16 protein-coding genes and 1 pseudogene are annotated in these 23,415 nt (G+C 70.2%); 10 read left to right on the plus strand and 7 right to left on the minus strand.

What is annotated here, in order from left to right; all coding sequences use genetic code 11:
* Positions 1 to 158 precede the first annotated feature (158 nt).
* Entirely contained in the window at positions 159 to 1,103 is a 945-nt protein-coding gene (locus BKK79_RS25845) for a LysR family transcriptional regulator (protein ID WP_071039207.1), read from the plus strand.
* Between the two features lie 43 nt (positions 1,104 to 1,146).
* On the opposite strand, the gene BKK79_RS25850 is transcribed toward BKK79_RS25845, so the two are convergent.
* Positions 1,147 to 1,974 (minus strand): enoyl-CoA hydratase, encoded by an 828-nt coding sequence (locus tag BKK79_RS25850; protein ID WP_084085178.1) that lies wholly within the window; start codon positions 1,972 to 1,974, stop codon positions 1,147 to 1,149.
* Between the two features lie 70 nt (positions 1,975 to 2,044).
* Positions 2,045 to 2,437: pseudogene (locus BKK79_RS39310) on the minus strand (tripartite tricarboxylate transporter substrate-binding protein); the annotation flags it as partial.
* Positions 2,438 to 2,810: 373 nt separating this feature from the next.
* On the opposite strand from BKK79_RS39310, the gene argG reads away from it, so the two are divergent.
* Both argG and bluB read left to right on the plus strand, forming a co-directional pair.
* Positions 2,811 to 4,133 (plus strand): argininosuccinate synthase, encoded by a 1,323-nt coding sequence (gene argG / locus BKK79_RS25860; protein WP_071017472.1) that lies wholly within the window; start codon positions 2,811 to 2,813, stop codon positions 4,131 to 4,133.
* A 167-nt stretch (positions 4,134 to 4,300) separates the two neighbouring features.
* A complete protein-coding gene (gene bluB, locus BKK79_RS25865) occupies positions 4,301 to 5,023 on the plus strand; it encodes a 5,6-dimethylbenzimidazole synthase (protein WP_071039209.1) in 723 nt (240 codons plus the stop codon).
* 38 nt (positions 5,024 to 5,061) lie between these two features.
* On the opposite strand, the gene BKK79_RS25870 is transcribed toward bluB, so the two are convergent.
* On the minus strand, positions 5,062 to 5,943 hold the full coding sequence (locus BKK79_RS25870) for an alpha/beta hydrolase (protein ID WP_198173399.1): 882 nt from the start codon (positions 5,941 to 5,943) through the stop codon (positions 5,062 to 5,064).
* Positions 5,944 to 6,168: 225 nt separating this feature from the next.
* Here BKK79_RS25870 and BKK79_RS25875 point away from each other — a divergent pair, with 225 nt between their 5' ends.
* Positions 6,169 to 7,200 carry an aldo/keto reductase gene (locus tag BKK79_RS25875; protein WP_071039210.1) on the plus strand — a complete coding sequence of 344 codons (1,032 nt, stop codon included), beginning with the start codon at positions 6,169 to 6,171 and terminating at the stop codon, positions 7,198 to 7,200.
* A gap of 295 nt (positions 7,201 to 7,495) precedes the next feature.
* Positions 7,496 to 10,516: a transglycosylase domain-containing protein gene (locus BKK79_RS25880; RefSeq protein WP_071040373.1), complete on the plus strand. Its 3,021-nt coding sequence runs from the start codon at positions 7,496 to 7,498 to the stop codon at positions 10,514 to 10,516.
* Positions 10,517 to 10,691: 175 nt separating this feature from the next.
* Here the strand turns inward: BKK79_RS25880 and fusA are convergent, their stop codons facing one another.
* Positions 10,692 to 12,800, minus strand: coding sequence for an elongation factor G (gene fusA / locus BKK79_RS25885; RefSeq protein ID WP_071017466.1), 2,109 nt, complete (start codon positions 12,798 to 12,800; stop codon positions 10,692 to 10,694).
* A gap of 135 nt (positions 12,801 to 12,935) precedes the next feature.
* Positions 12,936 to 13,820, minus strand: a complete 885-nt coding sequence (locus BKK79_RS25890) for a LysR family transcriptional regulator (protein WP_071017464.1) — start codon at positions 13,818 to 13,820, stop codon at positions 12,936 to 12,938.
* A gap of 174 nt (positions 13,821 to 13,994) precedes the next feature.
* Between BKK79_RS25890 and BKK79_RS25895 the strand changes: the two genes are divergently transcribed.
* Positions 13,995 to 15,434, plus strand: coding sequence for an MFS transporter (locus BKK79_RS25895; protein ID WP_071017462.1), 1,440 nt, complete (start codon positions 13,995 to 13,997; stop codon positions 15,432 to 15,434).
* 70 nt (positions 15,435 to 15,504) lie between these two features.
* Here BKK79_RS25895 and BKK79_RS25900 read toward each other — a convergent pair whose 3' ends face one another.
* Positions 15,505 to 16,050, minus strand: coding sequence for a cupin domain-containing protein (locus tag BKK79_RS25900; RefSeq protein ID WP_071039211.1), 546 nt, complete (start codon positions 16,048 to 16,050; stop codon positions 15,505 to 15,507).
* Positions 16,051 to 16,268: 218 nt separating this feature from the next.
* Between BKK79_RS25900 and BKK79_RS25905 the strand changes: the two genes are divergently transcribed.
* From BKK79_RS25905 to BKK79_RS25915, 3 genes are all read left to right on the plus strand, one after another.
* Entirely contained in the window at positions 16,269 to 16,898 is a 630-nt protein-coding gene (locus BKK79_RS25905) for a response regulator transcription factor (protein ID WP_071017458.1), read from the plus strand.
* 149 nt (positions 16,899 to 17,047) lie between these two features.
* A complete protein-coding gene (locus BKK79_RS25910; RefSeq protein WP_071039212.1) occupies positions 17,048 to 18,025 on the plus strand; it encodes a DedA family protein/thiosulfate sulfurtransferase GlpE in 978 nt (325 codons plus the stop codon).
* A gap of 145 nt (positions 18,026 to 18,170) precedes the next feature.
* The gene (locus tag BKK79_RS25915) at positions 18,171 to 20,942 is read left to right on the plus strand and encodes a hypothetical protein (protein ID WP_071039213.1); all 2,772 of its coding nucleotides are present in this window, start codon (positions 18,171 to 18,173) and stop codon (positions 20,940 to 20,942) included.
* A gap of 14 nt (positions 20,943 to 20,956) precedes the next feature.
* Here the strand turns inward: BKK79_RS25915 and BKK79_RS25920 are convergent, their stop codons facing one another.
* A complete protein-coding gene (locus tag BKK79_RS25920; protein ID WP_071017453.1) occupies positions 20,957 to 21,688 on the minus strand; it encodes a TetR/AcrR family transcriptional regulator in 732 nt (243 codons plus the stop codon).
* Between the two features lie 300 nt (positions 21,689 to 21,988).
* Between BKK79_RS25920 and BKK79_RS25925 the strand changes: the two genes are divergently transcribed.
* Positions 21,989 to 23,320 (plus strand): nitrate- and nitrite sensing domain-containing protein, encoded by a 1,332-nt coding sequence (locus BKK79_RS25925; protein WP_071017451.1) that lies wholly within the window; start codon positions 21,989 to 21,991, stop codon positions 23,318 to 23,320.
* Positions 23,321 to 23,415 lie beyond the last annotated feature (95 nt).

Here is a 23,415-nt window from a genome sequence, read left to right on the forward strand (position 1 = left end):
CAAAGATAGGCGTTGATGTGGCGATTGTCCACATTGGCGCGCATGCGGTTACAACTTGCGCAGCTGGGCAGGCCGGGGCGCTTCCACTAGACTGGCGTGCCGCGCTGGCGCTGCCATCACATCGCCGAGGCACCGGCCTGCAGCAGGAAGGAGACAATGTGCGCTACGAACTGACGGACCTGCGCCTGTTCCAGGCGATCGCGCAGGCACAGAGCCTGTCGAACGGCGCCGCGGCCGTGCATATCACGGCATCGGCCGCGAGCTATCGCTTGAAGAACCTGGAGCACGCGCTGGGCACGCCGCTGTTCGTGCGCAGCGCGCGCGGCATGGAGCTGACGCCTGCCGGCGAAACGCTGCTGGTGCACGTGCGCGAGCTGCTGCTCGGCGTCGAGCGCATGCATGGCGAAGTGGGCCGCTTCTCGTCCGGCCTGCGCGGGCATATCAAGCTGCTGGCCAACAGCAGCTCGCTCAACGGTTTCATCATCCCCAGCGTGAGCCGCTTCCTGAGCGCGCATCCCGAGGTCAACATCGACCTGGAAGAGCGGGCCAGCGAGGCGATCCTGGCTGCTGTCGCAGCGCAGGAAGCCGACATCGGCATCCTTGCCGCCGCCGTCGACACGCCGGGGGTGCGCGCGTCGCGCTATACGGTGGACGAACTGATCCTGGCGGTGCCGCCGGGCCATCCGCTGCTGCGCCTGCCGGGGCTGGCCGCCGGCATCCGCTTCGGCGCGGCGCTTGAGTTCGATTTCGTCTGCATGAGCCGCGCCAGCAGCAACTACCTGTTCTTGCGCGAGATGGCCCAGCGCGAAGGGCGCAGTCCCAACGTGCGGTTGCACGCGCATGGTTTCGAGGCGGTGCTGGCGCTGGTGGAAGCCGGCGTCGGCCTGGCCCTGGTGCCGCGCAGCGTCGCCGCCGAGGCGCTGGCGCAGGCGCGCGTGGGCGCCGTGCCGCTGGCCGAGCCATGGGCCCGGCGCGAACTGAGCCTGATCGTGCGGGCCGACGGCAGGCTGCCGGCTTTCACCGCGGCCTTTGCGCAGTTCCTGCTGGACGATCCGCGCGTGGCGGCTACGCGCGACGCGCCGGCTGCGTCCACGCCCGCCTGAGGCCGGCAGCGGCCAAGCGGGCGTCATGCCGCCGGTGCGGGCGTCAGCGCTTGCGCTGCAGGAAGCCCTGCATATGCTGCTGGGGCTCGCCGGTGTCGAAGGCGCTGCCGAACTCGGCCACGCTGCGCGCGATCGAGGTGTCGACCGGGGCGTCTTCCCATTCGCGCAGCAGCCGCTTCTGCTGGCGCAGCGCGGTCGGGCCGAAGCCCGCCAGCAGCGTGGCCAGCTGCGCCACCGCCTCATCCAGCCCGGCCAGCGGCACGACCTTGTGCACCAGTCCCCAGGACAAGGCCTCGGCGGCGTCGCAAGGCTCGCCGGTCAGCAGCATCCAGGCCGCGCGCGCGTTGCCGATCAGGCGCGGCATCAGCGCGGCATGGATCACCGACGGAATGCCCACCTTCACTTCCGGCATGCCGAGCCGCACGTCGTCGGCAGCGATGCGCAGGTCGCAGGCGAGCGCCAGTTCCAGGCCGCCGCCCAGGCACCAGCCCGGCATGCGCGCGATGACCGGCGCGGGGAAGTGACGCATGGCATCGCATAGGCCGCGCAGGCTGCTGATGAAGCGCTCGGCGCTGGCGCGGTCGAGCGCCGCCATCTCCTTGATGTCGGCGCCGCCGACCAGGCCCTTGTCGCCGCTGCCGCGCAGGACCAGCACGCGGATATCGGGATCGGCGGCCAGGGCCGTGACCGCCGCGGTCAGGGCGCGGATCACGGGTGTGCCGAGGATGTTGAGCGAGCCGGCGCCGCAGATGGTCAGGGTGGCGACGCCTTGCGTGTCGATCGCCACGCTGGCGTGGCGGGCGACTTCCTGTTCCGGCAGGTCCTGCGGATCGGGTGCGGTCGATGAAGTCGCTGCGGGGGTGGCGGTCATGCGGGTCTCCTTGGATACTGCCCGACCCCGGCCGGGCGGGCAGCGGATGCCGGTTGGCGATGGCGCTGCGTCATTGCAGCTTGGCGAAGTGGATATCCTCGACGATCTTGCGCCAGCGCGCATTCTCCGTGTGCACCAGCTCGGCGAACTCCGCGCGCGAGGTCGGGCTGGGCAGCGCGCCCTGCTTCTCGATGGCGGCCACCACGTCCGGCCCGGCCAGCACCTGGCGCACCGCCTGGTTGAGCTGGTCGAGGATGGGCCCCGGCACGCCGGCCGGCACGCCCAGGCCGAACCAGCAGGGCGATGAAGGCATGCAGGTCCTTGGCGGCGAAGGCGGGGTTGACCACCAGCACGCTGGGCACGTCGGCCAGATTGCTGATCGGCGCGAAGTCCTTGACCGGGTCGTAGGGGTCTTCTGGTAGACGTCGGGGTTGACCGCGTGCGAGCTTTCCACCGCCATCACCGGCATGTCGGCTCCGTGTCGATGAACCGTGCGGCGGAGTATAGGGAGCGCCCTCGGCGGCGGGCCAGTCGAGAGTTTTGAAGCGGGCGTTCGCGCGATTCGAACGCCCTGTGGTGGGCGCGTGGCGGGCGTGTGGCGACCTGGCCCGGGGGAAGGAGCCGGCGCGGGGAAGGCGCATGGCCGGCGGCGCGAGCCACGCAGCCGGCCGCCCCTGTTTGGCGCTCCGCCGCGTCCGTGTCACAATTGCGGATTGGCATCCGAAACCGGCTGCTCGCGTTGCCTGGTCCCGCCCGGGGCCGGAAAGCCGGCGTCTGCGCCGCACGGCGGCGGGAAACGCGCCGCAAGAGCCGACAAACTCACACCATCATTGGCGATGACTACCATTCTGCAGCACATTCCGACCGGCCAGCGCGTCGGTATCGCCTTCTCGGGCGGCCTCGACACCAGCGCAGCGCTCCTGTGGATGCGCCAAAAGGGCGCGATTCCCTATGCCTACACGGCCAACCTGGGCCAGCCCGACGAGCCGGACTACTCGGACATCCCGCGCCGCGCCAAGGCGTATGGTGCCGAGGATGCGCGCCTGATCGATTGCCGCCAGCAACTGGTGGCCGAGGGCATCGCCGCACTGCAGTGCGGCGCCTTCCACATCTCCACCGCCGGCGTCACCTACTTCAACACCACGCCGATCGGCCGCGCCGTCACCGGCACCATGCTGGTGGCCGCGATGAAGGAGGATGGCGTCAATATCTGGGGCGATGGCAGCACGTTCAAGGGCAATGACATCGAGCGCTTCTACCGCTACGGCCTCCTGACCAACCCTGGCCTGCAGATCTACAAGCCGTGGCTGGACCAGACCTTCATCGACGAGCTGGGCGGCCGCAAGGAAATGAGCGAGTTCCTGATCGCCAACGGCTTCGACTACAAGATGTCGGTGGAGAAGGCCTACTCGACCGACTCGAACATGCTGGGCGCCACGCACGAGGCCAAGGATCTCGAGCACCTGAACGCCGGCATCAAGATCGTCGAGCCCATCATGGGCGTGCCGTTCTGGCGCGATGACTGCGCCATCAAGGCAGAGGAAGTCACGGTGCGCTTCGAGGCCGGCCAGCCGGTCGCGCTGAACGGCCAGACCTTCGCCAATGCCGTCGAGCTGCTGGCCGAGGCCAACCGCATCGGCGGCCGCCACGGCCTGGGCATGAGCGACCAGATCGAGAACCGCATCATCGAGGCCAAGAGCCGCGGCATCTACGAGGCCCCGGGCCTGGCGCTGCTGTTCATCGCCTACGAGCGCCTGGTGACCGGCATCCACAACGAGGACACCATCGAGCAGTACCGCGACAACGGCCGCCGCCTGGGCCGCCTGCTGTACCAGGGCCGCTGGTTCGACCCGCAGGCCATCATGCTGCGCGAGGCCGCGCAGCGCTGGGTGGCCAGCGCCATCACCGGCGAAGTGACCATCGAGCTGCGCCGCGGCAATGATTACTCGCTGCTGAACACCACCTCGCCGAACCTGACCTACAAGCCGGAGCGGCTGACCATGGAAAAGGGCGAGTCGATGTTCTCGCCGCAGGACCGTATCGGCCAGCTGACCATGCGCACGCTGGACATCGTCGACACGCGCGAGAAACTGGTCAACTACACCAAGGGTGGCCTGCTGACCGGCGGCGACGCCGGGCTGCCGCAGCTGGAAGACTGAAGCATGGGCGGCGGGCCGGGCGGCATGCCCGTTCCCGCGCGCTTGCCCGGCGTCCGCAGGGAGGCCGGGCCGACGCCGCCGGCAGGCTTGCCGGCGGCGTTTTGTTTTTGCCGGCCATCGACCCGTTTCCCTTCCCGTTCCTTCGCCCTCGCCCTCGTCCCGATCCCATGACCACCCCCGCCAGCGACCCGCGACCGGCCGAGCCGGACTTCACGCCCGACGAACAGGCGGCCTTCTACCGGCTGGCGGCGGCGCGGCGCGACATGCGCCATTTCATCGCCGGCGCCCGCGTCGACGAGGCGGTGCTGCGCCGGCTGCTGGAGGCCGCCCACCGCGCGCCGTCGGTCGGCCTGATGCAGCCCTGGCGCTTCGTGCGCATCGTCGACGCCGGCCTGCGCGAGCGCATCGCCGGCCTGGTGGAGCAGGAGCGCCAGCGCACGGCCCAGGCGCTCGGCGCGCGCGGCGAGGCTTTCCTGAAGCTCAAGGTGGAGGGTGTGAGGGACTGCGCCGAGCTGCTGGTGGCGGCGCTGGCGCCCGACGACGGTACCGTGTTCGGGCGGCGCACCATGCCGCGCGAAATGGCGCTGTGCTCGGCCGCCTGCGCCATCCAGAACCTGTGGCTGGCGGCCCGCGTGGAGAACCTCGGCATGGGCTGGGTCTCGATGTTCGAGCCGCAGGCCCTGGCCGCGCTGCTGGGCATGCCGTCCGGCAGCCAGCCCATCGCCATCCTGTGCCTGGGCCCGGTCCATGCCTTCTACCCGGCGCCGATGCTGGAACTGGAGGACTGGCGGCACGGCCGCCCGCTCGACGCGCTGCTGTCCACCGACGGCTGGGGCGGCCAAGTCCACTGCACCAGAGCATGCGCTCCCGAGCGGCGGTGCTTTCTCTGACGCAGCGGACTAGCGCCCGCGGCCGCGCGTGCCGGCGCTCAGCGCGCCGCGGTGATCCACGTCGCGATCGACTGCACCACCTGCGGTTCGATCCCGTTGTAGCCGTGATAGGCCATGGCCTCGCACGGATCGCCCTGGTTGCTGCCGCCGCTGACCACCACCAGCTCCTTGCGCGGCGCGGCCGTGAGCCGGTCCATCAGCATGCCGGTATCGGCCACCGGGCACAGCTTGCAGCCGTCGTCCTTGTGGTGCACCACCAGCACCGGTAGCGCCAGCCTGGCCAGTTCCATCTGCGGCACCGCGCGCCCGCGCTCCTCGCGCAGGATGGTCGAGGTCAGCACGATGCCGTCGGGGCCGCCGCCGTCCGCCAGGCGGATGGCGATCGCCGCCACCGACTGCGTGCCGCGGCTGGTGCCGACCAGCCATACCGGCACCTTGGCATGCTCGCGCACCCAGGCGATCACCGCGCGCGCGTCGGCCGCGTGTTCCGCACCCTGCCGGAAGCCGTTCAGGTAGGGCGGGGACAGCCGGTCGCTGGGGGCGTCGACCACCGCCACCGCCAGGCCGGCCGCGGCGAAGTCCTGGCGCGTACGCACCACGAAGTTGCCGGCGCCCCAGCCCATCGAGCCGTTGGGGAAGATGCGCAGGCCGCCGTGGCCGCCCGCGTAGAGCACCACGGCCGCCTTCGGCGCCGCCGGTGCGAGGTAGAGGAAGCGCTGGGTCACGCCGGGGCGGGTGAGGATGTCCACCACCTGCTCGGGTACCTGCGCGCGCGCCGCGCCGGCACTGGCGCAGGCCAGTCCGGCCAGCCAGGCGAGGCGGGCCAGCCAGGCGAGGGCGGCCGCGTGCAGCGGGCGGGACTGGCGAACTGCCTGGCCAAGGGGGGCGGGAGCGGCGACGGGACGGTCGGCAGCAGACATGGAAGACCTCGGCTCGGGAGATGGTCGGCACGCAGCGCGGGCGTGCTTCCCAAGATAGCCCGCTCCTGCGGCGCCGGCAATGCCGCCGTGGCGGCGGCGCGGCGGATCGCCCCGCCCGCGCCTCCTGCAGGCGCGCCCGGCTCGCGGCACAATGCCAGTCGCGGCGGCCGTCTGCCTGTCGTGCACGCCGCGCATTCCCGAACCCCTCTCCAGCACGAACCTGCCATGCCCGAATCGAACATGCCATACCGGCGCCTGGGCGCCAGCAACCTGAAGGTGTCGGCCCTGTGCCTCGGCACCATGATGTTCGCCGACCAGACCGACGAGAGCGAAGCCTCGCGCATCGTGGCCAGCGCGCGCGAACATGGTGTCAACTTCATCGACACCGCCGACGTGTACAGCCGCGGCGCCTCGGAACAGATGGTGGGCCGCCTGCTCACCGGCGACCGCGAGCGCTGGGTGCTGGCCAGCAAGCTGGGCAACGCCATGGGCGCCGGCCCCAATCTTTCGCACTATTCGCGCAGCTGGATCCTGCGTGCGGTAGAGGACAGCCTGCGCCGCCTCGCCACCGATTACCTCGACATCCTCTACCTGCACCGCGACTACGAGGGCGAGAACCTCGAGGAAGCGGTGCGTGCCATGGGCGACCTGGTGCGCGCCGGCAAGATCCGCTACTGGGCCTTGTCCAACTTCCGCGGCTGGCGCATCGCCGAGGTGGCGCGCCTGTGCGAGCAGCTCGGCGTGCCGCGCCCGGTCTGCTGCCAGCCCTACTACAACCTGCTCAACCGCATGCCGGAGGTGGAGATCCTGCCGGCCTGCGGCCACTACGGCCTGGGCGTGGTGCCCTACAGCCCGATCGCGCGCGGCGTGCTGACCGGCAAGTACCTGCCGGGCCAGCAGCCGCCGGAAGGCACCCGCGCAGGGCGTGCCGACCGTCGCATCATGGAGACCGAGTTCCGCCAGGAGTCGCTCCTCATCGCCCAGCAGCTCAAGGCGCATGCCGAGGCACGCGGACTGACGCTGGGGCAGTTCGCCACGGCCTGGGTGCTGGCCAATCCGCTGGTCAGCGCAGTCATTGCCGGGCCGCGCACGCTGGCCCAGTTCGAGGACTACTTCGGTGCGCTGGGCGTGGCGCTATCGCCGCAGGAAGAGGCGATGGTCGATGCGCTGGTGCGTCCCGGCCATGCCTCCACGCCCGGCTACAGCGACCCCAGCTATCCCTTTACCGGCCGCCCCGTGCCGGTGGCCGCGAACTAGTCCGCGCAGTCCGTGCGGCGCCGGGTCGACCACCCCGGTGCCGCCCCCGGCACCCCGGGTGGCACGGCCTCCACCTGTTGCGCGGCCGCGCGCTTCGGTGTGCTTCCGTGCGCGAAAGCACGCGCATTCCTCGCGCCAGCGACGATACTAGTAGCATCATCGATGTCCGTCGCAACGCTGCCGCTGGATTATCGCCGTGCTGCCAAGGGTCCTGAACCGGTCTTCCGCCTCCGCGCGCAGCGCGAAGCGCGAGGCCGCTCGCCGCCCGCCACGGCGAGGCTGGCTGCGCCTGGTGGTGCTGGCCACCACCCTGGGTGGCGTCTACGTCATCGGCCACGGCATCGCCGACGAATTGCGCACCTCGCGCCTGCAGGCCCGCTACCTGTCCCGCCTGGGGCGCGACATCCGCTTCGAGGTGCAGCCGGGGGCCAGTGACAGCATCCGCTTTCCCGACCCCTCGCCTTATGACACCCGCCTGGGCTACGCGCTGCTGCCCGGCATCAGCAAGCGCCTGGCGGCCCGTGGCTACGCGCCGGTGGCGCAGGCGCGCATGTCGGACGACATGCTGCGGGCCATCGACTACGGCCTGTTCGCGCCCTACCCCGAGAAGGACCAGGCCGGGCTGTCCCTGCTGGACTGCAACGGCCTGACCTTGGCCGCACAGCACTATCCGCAACGCCAGTACGCCGGCTTCGCAGCCGTGCCGACGGTGATGGTCAACGCCCTGCTGTTCGTCGAGAACCAGGGCCTGCTCAATCCCGAATTCCCGGAGCGCAATCCGGCGCTGGACTGGGTACGCTTCTCGCATGCGATCGCCGACCAGGGCCTGCGCCTGGCACTGCGCCACCATGACTCGCCCGGCGGCAGCACGCTGGCTACGCAGATCGAGAAATACCGGCACTCGCCAGAGGGCCGCACGGTCTCTGTCAGGGAGAAGTTCCGGCAGATGGCGTCCGCCTCGCTGCGCGCCTACCTGGAAGGCCCCGACACGCAGGCCGCGCGCGAGCGCGTGGTGGTGGACTACCTGAACACGGTGCCGCTGGCGGCGCGGGCCGGCTTCGGCGAGGTCAACGGCATCGGTGACGGCCTGTGGGTCTGGTACGGCGAGGATTTCGCCGAGGCGAACCGCCTGCTGACCGGCATGGACCCGGTCCATCCCACGCCGCGCGAGGCGCAGGTGTTCAAGCGCGCGCTGTCGCTGATCATCGCGCAGCGCCGTCCCACCTTCCATCTGCGCCGCGACGACACCAACCTGGATGCGCTGACCGGCAGCTATCTGCGCCTGCTGGCCGCCAACGGCAGCATCACGCCCGCGCTGCGCGACGCCGCGCTGGCCCAGCCCCTGGACAAGGCGGCACCGCCGCCGCGGCCGCCGCAGCCGCCCTATGTCACACGCAAGGCGGAGAACCAGTTGCGCGCCGACCTCTCGCACCTGACCGGGATACCGAGCCGCTATGAACTCGACCGGCTCGACCTGCGCGCCACCAGCAGCGTCAACCGCGAGGCGCAGCGCGACATCAGCGCGGTGCTGCAGCGCCTGCACGATCCCGCCGGCGCGCGCGAGATGGGGCTGTACGGCTACAACATGCTGCGTCCCGGCGACGATCCGGGCAAGCTGGTGGCGAGCTTCACGCTGTACGAGCGGGTTGGCAACGCCAGCCTGCTGCGCGTGCAGGCCGACAACGTCGACCAGCCGTTCGACCTCAACAGCGGTGCGCGGCTCAACCTCGGCTCCACCGCCAAGCTGCGCACGCTGGTCACCTACCTGGAGATCGTCACCGAACTGCAGGCGCGCTATGCCGACATGAGCCGCGCCGAACTGCAGGCGGCCAGGCTGGCGCGCAACGACGTGCTGAGCCGCTGGGCGGTCGACTACATGCTGAAGACGCGCGAGGTCGATGAGCGCGCGCTCGAACCGATGCTGGAAGCCGCGCTCGAGCGCAAGTATTCGGGCAATCCGGGTGAGGCGTTCTTTACCGGCGGCGGCATGCAGAGCTTCTCCAATTTCGAGCGCTGGGAAGGCGAGCGCATCATGACCGTGCGCCAGGGTTTCCAGCATTCGGTCAACCTCGTCTTCATCCGCCTGATGCGCGATATCGTGCGCTACGAAGTGGCGCAGGCCCATCCCGATGTCGACCGCCTGATGGAAGACCGTGCCGCGCCGGAGCGGCGCGGCTACCTCGAGCGCTTCGCCGATATCGAAGGCAGTGCCTATATGGCGGGCTTCTACCGGCGCTACCGTCACCTGGACCAGCCGCACCGCATCAGCGCGCTGCTGGATCGCGTGCGCACGCCGCCATCGCATCTCGGTGCGGTGCACCTGGCCGTAGCCCTGCTCAGCGTCGAGCCGTCGCTCGACGAGGCCGGTTTTGCCCGCGTCCTGCGCGCGCGCCTGCCGGCGCTGAAGCTTTCCGATGAAGACATCGACAAGCTGTACCAGAAATACGGCCACGACAAGTTCAACCTCAATGACCGCGGCTACCTGTCGCGCATCCATCCTCTGGAACTGTGGCTGGTCGAGTACCTGGCCGGGCATCCGGACGCCACGCTGGAACAGGTATTACGCGACAGCCGCGCGCAGCGCCAGGAGGTCTACCGCTGGCTGTTCCGCACGCACAGCAAGTTCGGCCAGGACAATCGCATCCGCACGCTGCTGGAACAGGATGCCTTCGTGCGCATCGCGCAGCGCTGGCACCGCCTGGGCTATCCCTTCGATGCGCTGACGCCGTCCTATGCCACCGCCATCGGCGCCTCGGGCGACCGCCCGGCCGCGCTGGCGGAACTGGCCGGCATCCTGCTCGGCGGCGGGCTGGCGGTGCGCACCGCGGCGCTGACTCGGCTGGATTTTGCCGAGGGGACTCCCTACGCCACGCAGTTCGCGCTGCAGGCGCCCACACCTCAACGCCTGCTGCCGCCCGAGGTGGCAGCGCTGGTGCGCCGCTCGATGACCGAGGTGGTGCAGGGCGGCACCGCCAGCTCCATCCGGGATGCCTTCACCGTGGCCGGCCAGCCGCCGTCCGCGCAGCTGGCGGTGGGCGGCAAGACCGGCACCGGCGACCAGCGCTACCAGGTCGGCGGCCCTGGCGGGCGGGTGGTGGCCTCGTATGCGGTGAGCCGGTCGGCGACCTTCGTCTTCGTGCTCGGCGAGCGCTACTTCGGCACCGTCACGCTGTTCGTCAAGGGACAGGACGCATCGCACTACAACTTCACCAGCGCCCTCGCCGTGCACCTGCTGCGCTCGCTTGCGCCGCAGCTCACGGCGATGGCGGGCAGCACGGGCACGGAGCGCGCATTGCTGCGGTGTCCGCGCGAGTGAGGAGGGTTGGCGAGCGGCACGGTGCCGTCGCGCCAGCGCCTGCCCTCACCCCCGGCCCCTCTCCCGCAGGCGGAAGAGGGAAGCGAACCGGCGCCGCGCGGATCCGATCGTGCTGGAAGGAGCCGCCAGGATGCACCCAAGGCGACCGAAGCAGCCGGCAGGCGAAGCCGGAAGCCTAGGCCGCCTTTTTCGCGTTGATGACCGCTTCGGCCACGCTGGCCGGCGCTTCCGCGTAGTGCTTGAACTCCATCGTGTAGGTGGCGCGGCCCTGCGTCAGCGAGCGCAGCGAGGTGGAGTAGCCGAACATGGTCGCCAGCGGCACTTCGGCGCGCACGATCTTGCCGCCGCCACCGGCGATATCTTCCATGCCCAGCACCATGCCGCGCCGCGAGGTGAGGTCGCCCATCACATTGCCGGTGAATTCCTCGGGCGTCTCCACTTCCACCGCCATCATCGGTTCGAGCAGGATCGGCCGGGCGCGGCGCATGCCTTCCTTGAAAGCCATCGAGCCTGCCGTGCGGAAGGCGTTCTCGTTGGAGTCGACGTCGTGGTAGGAGCCGAACACCAGCGTCACCTTGACGTCCACCACCGGGTAGCCCGCCAGCACGCCGGAATTGAGCGTGTCCTGGATGCCCTTGTCCACCGCCGGGATGAACTCGCGCGGCACCACGCCGCCCTTGATGGCATCGACGAACTCATAGCCTTTGCCGTGCGGTTGCGGCGCCACGTCGATCACCACATGGCCATACTGGCCGCGCCCGCCTGACTGCTTGACGAACTTGCCTTCGACGTCCTTGACCGCTTGCTTGATGGTCTCGCGGTAGGCCACCTGCGGCTTGCCGACCGAGGCCTCCACGCCGAACTCGCGCCGCATGCGGTCGACGATGATCTCCAGGTGCAGTTCGCCCATGCCGGAGATGATGGTCTGCCCCGATTCCTCGTCGGTCTTGACGCGGAAGGACGGGTCTTCCTGCGCCAGGCGGTTCAGCGCCAGCCCCATCTTCTCCTGGTCGGCCTTGGTCTTCGGCTCGACCGCCTGCGAGATCACCGGATCGGGGAAGCTCATGCGCTCGAGGATGATGATCTTGTGCGGGTCGCACAGCGTGTCGCCGGTGGTGGCCTCCTTCAGGCCCACCGCCGCGGCGATGTCGCCCGCGCGTACTTCCTTGATCTCGTTGCGCACGTTGGCGTGCATCTGCAGGATGCGCCCGATGCGCTCGCGCTTGCCCTTGCCCGGGTTGTAGACGGTATCGCCCGAGTTGACCACGCCCGAGTAGACGCGGAAGAAGATCAACTGGCCGACGAAGGGATCGGTCATGATCTTGAAGGCGAGCGCGGAGAACGGCTCGTCGTCGCTCGGATGGCGCTCCGCCTCCCGGTCGTCCTCGGTGTGCCCGAGGATGGCGGGCACGTCCACCGGCGACGGCAGGTAATCGATCACCGCGTCGAGCATGCTCTGCACGCCCTTGTTCTTGAACGCGCTGCCGCACAGCATGGGCACGATCTCGTTGGCGACGGTGCGCTTGCGCAGGCCGGCCTTGATCTGCGCTTCGCTCAGGGACTCGCCGGACAGGTACTGCTCGAGCAGTTCCTCGCTGGCCTCGGCGGCGGCCTCGATCATCTTCTCGCGCCAATGCTGCGCGGTCTCCAGCAGCTCGGGCGGGATCTCGACGTACTCGAAGCGCACGCCCTGGCTTTCGTCATCCCAGACGATGCCCTTCATCTTGACCAGGTCGATCACGCCGCGGAACTGGTCCTCGGCGCCGATCGGCACCTGAATCGGTACCACATTGCCCTTCAGGCGCTCGACGATCTGGCCGTGCACGCGGAAGAAGTCCGCGCCGACGCGATCCATCTTGTTGACGAAGGCCAGGCGCGGCACCTTGTACTTGTTGGCCTGGCGCCAGACGGTCTCGGACTGCGGCTGCACGCCGCCGACGGCGTCGTAGACCATGCAGGCGCCGTCGAGCACGCGCATCGAGCGCTCGACCTCGATGGTGAAGTCGACGTGGCCCGGGGTGTCGATGATGTTGATGCGATGCTCGGGATAGTTGCCCGCCATGCCACGCCAGAATGCCGTGGTGGCGGCCGAGGTGATGGTGATCCCGCGCTCCTGCTCCTGCTCCATCCAGTCCATCGTGGCCGCGCCGTCGTGCACTTCACCGATCTTGTGGTTCACGCCGGTGTAGAACAGGATGCGTTCGGTCGTGGTGGTCTTGCCGGCATCGATATGGGCGCTGATGCCGATGTTGCGGTAGCGTTCGATCGGTGTTTTGCGAGGCACGTTTGGCTCCTGGGGTAGCGGCTCGGACTGCTGAGATAGCGTAGCACTTTCGGAGTTTTCCGGTGCAAGGCTGGGCACATTCCCATGATCGCCGCATGTCATGCCGCCTGCCCTTGCACGCCGGGGCGCGCCGGTCTACCACTCGGCCTGCGCCAGCGCCTCCACCAGTGCGCCGATCTTCAGGGAACACTGGCGCGAAGGCGGATAGACCAGCGAGACCTGCCGGCCCGGACCTTCGAAGGCTTCGAGCACGGGCACCAGCCGTCCCGCGGCAATGGCGTCGCGCGCCATGAAGGCCAGCACCTGCACCACGCCATGGCCGAGCACTGCTGCATCGACCAGTGCATCGGGCGCATCGAAGGTGAGCTTGCCTTCGACCGGCACGCTGAAGGCCCCGTCGGCGCGCGCGAACAGCCAGTCCTCCAGCCGGCCGGTGCGCGCGCAGCGCACCGTCAGGCAGTTGTGCCGCGCCAGGTCTTCGGGTTGCGCCGGCGTACCGTGCGCGGCGAGGTAGGACGGCGCCGCCACGGTGACGCGGCGCGCCATGCCGAGCGTGCGCACCACGATGCGGCCCTCGGGAACGGGGCCCATGCGCACCGCCGCATCGAAGCCCTCCTCGCTGAGGTCGACCATGCGGTCGGTCATCACCGACTCGATGCGCAGCGCAGGGTGCTGTTCGGCCAGCCGGGCGATCAGCGGCAGCAGCACGACGCGGCCGAGGCCGGCCGGCATGCTGAGCTTGAACGGCCCGGACGGGGCGCAACGGCGGTCCACCAGCAGCTTTTCCGCCTGCTCGAGTTCCGCCAGCAGCGGCGCGCAGCGTTCGTAGAAGAACTGGCCGTCGGGCGTCAGGCCGACGCTGCGCGTGGTCCGGTGCAGCAGGCGCACCCCCAGCTCGGCCTCGAGGCGGCTGATGGCGCGTGACAGGCCGGGCTGGGTCATCTGCAGCGATGCCGCCGCCAGCGTGAAGCTCCTGGCCTCGGCCACGCGGATCAGCATCTTGACGGCATTCAGGTCCATGTCTGGGTCATCGCGGAAGGCGCCGGAGCCGCCCAGGCGCGGGCGGCATGCCGACCCCTGGTTCGATGCACGGATTCATGCATCAAAGCATAGGTGAAAGCAAAGATAACGTATTTATCATTCTAGAGGCATGGGACAGACTCTGCATCCGTCACTTTTTCGGATCGACCCACCATGACCGTCCCGGCTACCCGACCTGCGCCGGCCGCCGCCAGCCTGCCGGCGGGCGCGCTGACCGTGCTTGCCATGGCCCAGCTCATCATTGCGCTGGATGCCACCATCGTCTTCGTTGCCCTGCCCGAAATCGGCGGCGCCCTGCGCTTCTCGGCACAGCAGCTGCAGTGGGTGGTGAGCGCCTACACGGTTGCCTTCGGCGGCTTCCTGCTGCTGGGCGGGCGCGCCACCGACCTGCTCGGGCGGCGCCGCATCTATGTGCTGGGCCAGGCGCTTTACGCGCTGGCATCACTGGCCGGGGGCGTGGCCACCGACCAGGCCCTGCTGATCGCCGCGCGCGCGCTGCAGGGCATCGGCGGTGCCATGCTGTTTCCCGCCACGCTGGCGCTGATCCATGCCTGCTTCGCCGAAGGGCCCGCCCGCACGCGCGCATTCGCGGTCTGGAGCGCGGCCTCGGCGGTCGGGCTGGCGCTCGGCTCGCTGCTGGGCGGCGTGCTGACCGAGTGGCTGGGCTGGCAGGCCATCTTCCTGGTCAACGTGCCGTTGGCCGGCGGCTGCGCGCTGGCCGCGCTGCGCTGCCTGCCGGCCGACGGCCCGCCGCTGCGCGGGCGCCGCTTCGACGTGGCCGGTGGGCTCACCGTGACCGCCGGCGGCACCCTGCTGGTCCTGGCCCTGGTGCAGGGCCCCGAAACGGGCTGGGATGCGCCGGGCATCATCGGCAGCATCGTGCTGGCCTGCGCCCTGCTGGCAGCCTTCGTCGCCATCGAGCGGCACAGCCCCGATCCCCTGGTGCCGCTGCGCATGTTCGGCCACCGCAAGCTGCGCCTGGCCATGCTGCTGACCTGCGTCTTCATGGCGAGCTTCGGTGCGCAGTACTACTTCCTCGCGCTGTACTACCAGGAGGTCTATCGCTACAGCGTGCTGCAGGCCGGCCTGGCCTTCCTGCCGCCGACGGTGCTGTGCACGGCCGGCATCCATTGCGCCGAGCGCATGCTGCTGCGCGCGGGCGAACGCGCCACCCTGCTCGCCGGCTTGCTGGCCGGCGCGGCCGGCACGGCCTGGCTGTGCCTGGCGCTGCCGGGCGGTGCCGGCTACTGGCGCCTGCTGGCGCCGATCATGCTGCTGAGCGTGGGCCAGGGGATGACCTGGACCGCGATGTGGGTGACGGCCGGCAGCGGCGTCGCCGTACACGAACAGGGCGTGGCCTCCGGCATGGCCTCGATGAGCCAGCAGGTCGGCGGGGCCCTGGCACTGGCCGTGCTGGTGGCGGTGGCGAATGCCGGCAGCGCGGGGCTGGATGGCGAGGCGCTGCGCCAGGCGCAGGCGCATGGCATCGAGCGGGCCTTCTGGGGCATGGCGGGGGTGTTGCTGCTGGGCGTCGCGATCGCCGCCCGCCTGCGCCGGCCGGCCCCGCTGCGCGGCGGTACCGCGGCCGGCTGAGGCGGCTCTCCGCCGCCGTGCCGTGCCGCGGCATCAGCGCGTCATCGGCGGTCGATCAGCAAGCGGCCGATCAGCGGTCCGCCGGCGCACGCGGCGCCAGCCGGGCCAGCAGGGCGGCATGGTCCGGGTAGGCGGCCAGCAACGCCGGCATGTCGGCCAGCTCGAACTCGGCGAACTCGAAGCCGGGCGCCACCGTGCATCCGGCCAGCGCGAAGCCGTCCGGATCGGCGCCGGCATCGGCGCGCTCGGCGGCGAACCAGCTGCACGCCGGCACCACTGCCTGGAACACCGTGCCGGGATGTGCCAGAGCGTTGCCCAGGTGCAGGGTGTGCACGCCACCGTCCGGGTCGAGCACATGCACGTCGAGCGGGCCGCCGGCGTAGAAATGCCAGACCTCGTCGGAACGGATGCGGTGCCAGGCCGAGTGGGCCGTGCCGCACAACAGGTAGTAGATGGCGGTCGAGGCGTGGCGCAGGCCTTCCTCCACGGCGCCCTCGCGCCGCACGCGGCGCGGATCGCGGTGGGTCTCGCGGTAATAGCCGCCCTCGGGGTGCGGCTGCAGCGCGAAGCGTGCGATCAGTTCCGGGATGACGGGCACGGGTGGTTTCGGTGTCATCGGGGCTGTGGTCCTTGGTGCGCTTCCTCCCCCGTCGCCATGACCGGCCCATCTCGTGGTTCGTCATTCGAACGAGCGGAAGAAAAATCTGACTAGAGAAGAAGAAAGGTCTCGTAGATCGTGCAATAGCGCCTTTTTAAACTCGGGCCTTGCATACCAATGCAGGTATTTCCGACCGACCCGCTCGACCTTTCGGGCATTTCAAAGGTGACGATTCTATGACGACGATCCTGATCGTGGACGACCATCCCGCCCTGCGGATGGTGATGAAGGCGCAATTGGAGCAGATACTGGGCGTCGGCAACATCCTGGAGGCCGACAACGGCCAGGCGACCGTGGAGGCGGTGCGCCAGTATGCGCCGGACCTGGTGGTGCTGGACCTGGACATCCCCAAGATCAACGGGCTGGACGTGGTGCCCCGCCTCAAGGTCATGCAGCCGGAAATCCGCGTGCTGGTGGTGTCCGGCCAGGACCAGTCGGCTTTCGCCACGCGGGCCATGCAGGCGGGGGCGCAAGGCTTCGTCAGCAAGACGCAGGACATCAAGGAGATCGTCCGTTGCGTCGAGGCCGTGATGGCCGGATACATGGTCTTCCCCGACCTGAGCCGCACCGGCGCCGCGGTGCGCGGCGCCACGCCGGACGACGAGCGCCTGCGCCGCCTGTCCGACAAGGAAGTGGTGATCCTGCAGATGCTGGCCAAGGGCCTGACCAACAAGTCCATCGGCGAGGCACTCTTCATCAGCAACAAGACGGTCAGCAGCCACAAGGCGCGCATCATGGTCAAGCTGCAGGCCACCTCCCTGGTCGAGCTGGTCGACTTCGCGCGGCGCTGCAAGATCACCGCCTGATGCCGGCGCGGCGGTGCGGGCGGCAGCGGAGACACATTCAGGGAATTTGATCTCCTCGTGCAAGGCGCAAGCGTGCAAGCGCCACGCGCCGCTGGCACACTGAGGCCTCGTTCCCGGCGCGGCCGGGGCGTGCTGCGCGGGAGAGTGTCGTGGGTGATTTGCAGGGCTTGCTGGAAAGCCATGGGCTGATGCTGGTATTCCTCAACGTGCTGGCCGAGCAGGCCGGCCTGCCGGTGCCCGCCTATCCGATGCTGTTCGTGGCCGGCGCGCTCGGCATGCAGGACGGCGGCCCGTCCATCGGCGCCGTGCTGGCGGCGGTGATCGCGGCCTGCCTGATCGCCGACACGGCCTGGTACCTGGCTGGCCAGCGCCTCGGGCAACCGATGCTGCGTACCGTCTGCCGCGTGTCGATCTCGCCCGACAGCTGTATCCGCCAGACCCAGTCGGTCTATCTCAAGCTGGGGCCGCGCTCGCTGCTGTTCGCCAAGCTGCTGCCCGGCGCCGGCGCGCTGTCCACGGCCATGGCCGGCATGACCGGCACGCCCTATCCGCTTTTCCTTTTCTACGACGCTCTCGGCTCGCTGGTCTGGGCCGGCGGCGCGCTGCTGGTCGGCGTGGTCTTCAGCGACTTCGTCGATGCCATCCTGCATGCCTTCAGCACCTACGGCCACCTCGCGGTGCTGGCCGCGCTGGCGCTCTTCGCGCTCTTCCTCGCCTGGCGCTGGTGGCGGCGCGTGCATCTGCTGCGCCGCACCCGGCGCATCCCGCGCATGACCGTGGACGAACTGGAGAGGCGCCGCCGCAACGGCGTGCTGCCGCTGGTGCTGGACGTGCGCTCAGCGCCAGCGGAGATCGAGCGCATCCCGGGCGCGCAGGTGGTCGACCTGGATAGCGCCCTGCAGATGCTGGCGTCCCATCCCGCCACGGCCGAGATCGTGACCTACTGCGCCTGCCCGAACGAGGTGTCGGCCGCCATCCTGGCGGAACGGCTGATCGCGGCGGGCTATGCCAGCACCTGGGCGCTGGCCGGCGGCTTCGACGAATGGAAGCGCCTGCAGGGCGAGGTGGGCATCGAGCCGCCGGCCGCCCGGGACGAGCTATCGTCGCCCGCGTCCGGCAAGTCCTGAGCGCCACCGGTTCGCCACGCCGGCTGGCCGCCTCCGCACCCGGGTAAACCTGGGGACCTTGCAAGCAGTGCTTTGCACGACGCTCCGGCTACCTATACTGGGCTGAACACTTCGCCGGGCTGAACCCTTCGAGACGGAGGATCGGATGCGAGACGACGCCCACCCAGGCAGTGACGAGGCGGCCCGCATCGCGCGCCGGCGCAAGCTGCTCGGCATTCCCCCGCGTCAGCGCGACGCGGCGCGCAACTGGGCGCTGGCGCTGTCGGGTGGCGGCATCCGCAGCGCCACCTTCTGCCTGGGTGTACTGCAGGCCCTGGCCAAGGCGCCGCCACCGCCGGTGGCGGCCCAGGCCGAACCCGAGCCGGGTACGGCCCCGGCCAATCCCGCCACCGCCACCACGGCCCCGCCGCTGCCGCCGAACCTGCTGGCGCAGTTCGACTACCTCTCCACCGTCAGCGGCGGCGGCTACCTGGGTGCCTTCTTCGCCAGCCTGTTCTTGCCCGGCCGCCTGCGCCGCGGCAGCAACCCGGTCCAGGCGGCCGCCGACGCCTACCGCACGCTGCAGAACGAGCCGCCCGGGCGCATCCATACCAGCCACGGCGAGGAGCCGACGCGCGACGCCGTGGCCTGGCTGCGCGAGAACGGACGCTACCTGACCCCGACCGGGGCCGGCGATGCCTTCTACGCGGCGGCCACCGTGGTGCGCAACTGGTTTGCCATGCACTGCGTGCTGGGCAGCGCGCTGGTGGTACTGCTGGCCGCGCTGGCGCTCGGCCGCCAACTGCTGGGCGGCAGCTGGCTCGCGCTCGGCAATTACCAGATGGATCTGCTGCACGACGCCCGCCAGGCCTTCAACCAGGGTGGCCTGCCGCTGTGGTGGAGCGAACTGATGTGGCTGCCGCCGGCGAGCCTGCTGCTGCTGGTGCTGCCACCCGGGCTGGCCTACTGGTTCGTCTATCCGTCGCAGGCCGAGCCGCAGCGCGCGCGCCTGCTCAATGCCGCCACGGTGCTGGCAGCGCTCGCCGCGGCGGGCTTCCTGCTGGCCGCAGTGTGGTTCCGGTTGCAGCCGCCGGCCATGTCGCTGGGCTGGTCGCTGGCGTGCCTGTTCCTCTTCCTCGGCGCCTGGCTCCTGCTGGGCCTGGCCTGGTGCGCCGCCATGCTGCTGCAGCCGGCCACGGTCAGCGCCTACCGCGTGCGCGCCACCCGCGCACTGCGCTTCGGCCTCGCGCTCACGCTCTGGCTGGCCGCGCTGGGGTTGGCCGACACCTTGGCGCGCACCACCTTCCTCTACGGCTATATGGCGACACAGCGCTGGGGGACGCTGCTGCCCGGCGGACTGCTGGCGGCCCTGGTCTGGCTGGTGCGCTACGGCAGCACGCAGCTGGACGAACGCAGCCGCGCCGGCGGCGCGGCGCAGGCGGGCTGGCGCGGCCGGCTGCCGGTCTCGCTGCTGGCTGGCGCGGCGGCGGCGGTGCTGGCCCTGCTCGTCTTCCTGTTGTGGTCGTGGCTGGTGCTGTGGGTGCGCTGGAACGGCCGCGAGCCGTTCGACTGGCTGGTGTTCGGCAACGCCTGGACCACGCCGGTGCTGGCGCTGCTGCTGGCGGCCGCGCTCGGCCTCGCGCTGCTGGCCGGCCGCTTCGCCGGCTTCCTCAACCTGTCGACGCTGCAGCCCTTCTATGCGGCGCGGCTCACGCGCGCCTACCTGGGCGCTTCGAACGGCCAGCGCTTCGGCGCCGCCGAGATGCTGGCGCCGCTCCGGCGCAGCGCGCTGAGCGTGGCGGAGCCGGTGGCGGGCGATGGCATCAGCCTCAATGCCTACTATGACCCCAAGGTGCTGGCGCCGCTGCACCTGATCAATGTGACGCTCAACCTCACCGTCGACCCGGCCGAGCAATTGGTGCAGCGCGATCGCAAGGGCAAGCCCCTTTGCGTGGCGCCCGGCGCCGGCAGCGTGCCGCACGGCTCGGCCTTTCTGCCGACGGACAACTATGTGCGCTTCACGGTCGACGGGCAGCCCTATCATCCCGCCAGCGGCAAGGCCTTGGCGAGCGAGCTGACGCAGGCACAGGGGGTGGGCGACTGGGTGGCCATCTCCGGCGCGGCGATCTCGACCGGGCTGGGCCGCGCCACCACGCTGGGGACGTCGCTGCTGCTCGGGCTGGCCAACCTGCGCCTGGGCGTGTGGTGGCCCTCCTACCCGCTCGATGCCGGGCATGGCGCGCACGCGGTGCGGCGCCAGGCCGACCGCGCCACGCATCCCTGGCTGGGGCGCCTGATCGCCTTGTTCCGCACGCAGTACTACCTCGGCTGCGAACTGGCCGCGCGCTTCCACGGCACGCAGCGCGGCTGGCAGTACCTGTCGGATGGCGGCCACTTCGAGAACACCGCCGTCTACGAACTGCTGCGTCCCGAGCGCACCGTCAGCCTGATCGTGCTGTGCGATTGCGGCTGCGATCCGGACTACCGCTTCGGCGACCTGGCCAACCTGGTGCGGCTGGCGCGCATCGACCACGGCCTGGAGATCGCCGTCGACGCCGGCGCCGCGGCGGATCCCGTGCTGGGGCAGGTGTTCGGCGTGCCGGAGGATTTCCGCGCAGCCGCGCAGCCGGAGCCGGGGCCGGCCGGCGCCGGCAAATGCGCGCTGCTGCTGCAGGTCTTCCGTGCCGCCGATGCGCAGCCGCGCCAGCCCGTGTGCCGCATCGTGCTGCTCAAGCCGCGCCTGACGGCCTGCGCGCCGCTCGATGTCGCCGAGTATGCCGCCACCCGCCCGGCCTTCCCGCAGGAGCCGACCGCCGACCAGTTCTTCGACGAGGCGCAGTGGGAGAGTTACCGTGCGCTGGGCCTGGCCATCGGCGCGCGCGTATTCGGTGGCGGCCCGCACGGCGACGCGGTGGCGCGGACCCTGTTCGCGCTGTAGCGATGGCCGCAGGCCTAAGCCTTGCGCGCGCTGCGGGCGCGGGCGGCCTTCGCGCCGCCGGGTGCCGCCGGCGCGCTGCTGTCCGGCGCCACCACGCACACCGTGCGCATCACGGTCGCCTGGATCACCTCGCGCCAATGGGCGAGCGCCGGCTGGCTCATCATCGCCTCGCCAAGGAAGGCGCTCAGCGTGTGGTGGTTCGAGTTGTAGAAGTAGCCGAGCGAGGCGATCACCAGGTAGATGTCGCGCGCCTGTGAATCTGCACGGAAGGTGCCAGCGGCCTTGCCACGCGCGAGGATGCCGTCCAGCACCGACAGCGCATAGCGCGAGATGTCGCGCAGCCGTTCCGACTTCTTCGCATGCTTGCCCTGGCTCATGTTCTCGCTGGACAGGATGGCGACGAATTCAGGATGCTCGAGGTAGTAGTGCCAGACGAAGTCGATCAGCTGGGACAGTGCCCGCACCGGGTCCTCGGTATCGAGTTCCAGCTTCTGCTCGGCTTCGTTGAGCTGGGCATAGATGGTCTCGAGCACTTCGACGAAGAGTTTCTCCTTGCTGCCGAAGTAGTAATAGATCATCCGGTCGTAGGTCTTGGCCAGCGACGAGATGCGTTCCACGCGGCCGCCTTCGTAGCCGCGCTGGGCGAAGACCTTGATGGCTGCCTTGAGGATCTTGGCACGGGTGTCCTGTGCCTGCCGGGCCCGGGTTCCGGCTGCCGCGCTCTTTCTTGCGGTCGGGGTGCTCATATGTCAGCGGCGTGACGCCGCGTTGCTGTACGGATCGAGGCCGCCAGTATACCGATGCCATGCGTGCCGTCGCGGCTTCTCTGCGGCATGGCCCGCATGGCTTCCGGTCGCGGGCGGGAGGCCGGGCGCGCCGGTGCCGCACTCGGCACAGATGGCCGTCGTCGTCCGGAGCGTCGCGTGCCGGCCATGGGCATGGAGCTTGCTTGATGCCAGTCGAGTCGGCGTACGCCTGCCTGCCGATGTGGCAGGCAGGGCAGGTGCGCCAACCTGCTTCCCGCAACGCGACACCCGCTTTCGCCGATGCCATTGCCCGTCTTCCAATTCGTCCTGCGCGCCAAGCAACTCGAGATCGAGGGCCTGCAGCGGATGGCTGCGCGCATCGAGCTGGTGGACCTGATCGGCCGCCTGATCGACGCGTTGCAGCGCGAGCGTGGCGCCAGCAGCCTCTATGTGGCTTCCGGCGGCATGCGCTTCGGCCAGGAACGGCAAGACGCGACGGCTCAGGCCGAGCCGCTCGAGGCGACGCTGCGCCAGCGCTTCATGGAACAGCTCGATCCCGCCCAGGGCAGCTCTGCGCGCATGCTGTCGTTGATCGCCTGGGTGCTGCTCGACCTGGACACGCTGGCCGGGCTGCGCCAGCGCATCGGCCAGCGCGGCATCTCGGCGCATGACGCGGTGGCGGCATTCAGCCGCGTGATCGCGGGCATGGTCGAGCTGATCTTCCACCTGGCCGACGTGGCCCTGCAGCCGGGTATCTCGCGCCTGCTGGTCGCGCTGGTGCACGTGGTGCAGGGCAAGGAACTGGCGGGGCAGGAGCGCGCGGTCGGGGCCCAGCTGTTCGCATCGGGACAGTGCAGCGCCGATCCGCAGCAGCGCATCCTCCATTTGATCGACGCGCAGGAACGCAGCCTGCAGGTGTTCGAGGATTTCGCCGAGCCGAGCCAGCTCGCCTGGTGGCAGCGGCATCAACTGCAGCCGCACGTGGCGGCGCTGGAACGCCTGCGCCGCGCGCTGTGCACGGCAAAGCCGGGAGCCGCGCTCGACGGCCAGCTCAGCGAGAACTGGTTCGAGGCGAGCAGCGAGCGCATCGCCGGCCTGTGGCAGGTGGAGGTCGGCCTGGCGCAAGCGCTGCGCCAGGCCTGCGAGGCGCAGATCCAGGCATCGGAGCAAGAGCTGCAGGATTCCGAGGGCTTGCTGCGCCAATTGCGCGACAACCCGCCGCCCCATACCCACGCCGTGGCCTGTTTCTTCGAAGAAGCCGCGCAGGTCGAGGCGGTGCCGGTGCTGCCGGGCGTGGCGGATGGACCTGCCTCGGCGGTGCCGGGCGGCGCCGACCAGCCCACGGTGGCGGCGCTCAAGACCCTGCTGCAGGCGCAGTCCTCGCGGCTGGCGCGTGTCGAGGTGGAACTGGATACGGCGCGGCGCGCCTTGCACGAGCGCAAGGTCATCGAGCGTGCCAAGCGCGCGCTGATGTCGCGCCTGGGCATGAGCGAGGAGGATGCCTTCCGCGCCTTGCAGAAGGCGTCGATGGACCATAACCGCAGGCTGGTCGATGTCGCCGAGGCGACGCTTGCCATGCCGGAACTGGCAGCGCCGGCAAGCGGGCGCGCCCGGCCGCCGCACCGGAGTTGAGCGTGCCGGTGTGCGCTTACCGTGCCCCTGCACCGTATGTGTGCGGCGGCGGCACGCCTGCGCCCGTGCGGCGCGATGGGGCGGGCGGCGCCGGC

It is taken from the genome of Cupriavidus sp. USMAA2-4, from assembly GCF_001854305.1.
In the GTDB taxonomy this organism is placed as follows: Bacteria; Pseudomonadota; Gammaproteobacteria; order Burkholderiales; family Burkholderiaceae; genus Cupriavidus; species Cupriavidus malaysiensis.

Excerpts from the sequence above, each read along its gene's own strand:
- BKK79_RS25895 (WP_071017462.1), top strand. The coding sequence starts at position 13,995 with ATGACCGTCCCGGCTACCCGACCTGCGCCGGCCGCCGCCAGCCTGCCG.
- BKK79_RS25890 (WP_071017464.1), bottom strand. The coding sequence starts at position 13,820 with ATGGACCTGAATGCCGTCAAGATGCTGATCCGCGTGGCCGAGGCCAGG.
- BKK79_RS25850 (WP_084085178.1), bottom strand. The coding sequence starts at position 1,974 with ATGACCGCCACCCCCGCAGCGACTTCATCGACCGCACCCGATCCGCAG.
- BKK79_RS25875 (WP_071039210.1), top strand. The coding sequence starts at position 6,169 with ATGCCCGAATCGAACATGCCATACCGGCGCCTGGGCGCCAGCAACCTG.
- BKK79_RS25870 (WP_198173399.1), bottom strand. The coding sequence starts at position 5,943 with ATGTCTGCTGCCGACCGTCCCGTCGCCGCTCCCGCCCCCCTTGGCCAG.
- argG (WP_071017472.1), top strand. The coding sequence starts at position 2,811 with ATGACTACCATTCTGCAGCACATTCCGACCGGCCAGCGCGTCGGTATC.
- BKK79_RS25900 (WP_071039211.1), bottom strand. The coding sequence starts at position 16,050 with ATGACACCGAAACCACCCGTGCCCGTCATCCCGGAACTGATCGCACGC.
- BKK79_RS25920 (WP_071017453.1), bottom strand. The coding sequence starts at position 21,688 with ATGAGCACCCCGACCGCAAGAAAGAGCGCGGCAGCCGGAACCCGGGCC.
- BKK79_RS25905 (WP_071017458.1), top strand. The coding sequence starts at position 16,269 with ATGACGACGATCCTGATCGTGGACGACCATCCCGCCCTGCGGATGGTG.
- bluB (WP_071039209.1), top strand. The coding sequence starts at position 4,301 with ATGACCACCCCCGCCAGCGACCCGCGACCGGCCGAGCCGGACTTCACG.
- BKK79_RS25915 (WP_071039213.1), top strand. The coding sequence starts at position 18,171 with ATGCGAGACGACGCCCACCCAGGCAGTGACGAGGCGGCCCGCATCGCG.
- BKK79_RS25925 (WP_071017451.1), top strand. The coding sequence starts at position 21,989 with ATGCCATTGCCCGTCTTCCAATTCGTCCTGCGCGCCAAGCAACTCGAG.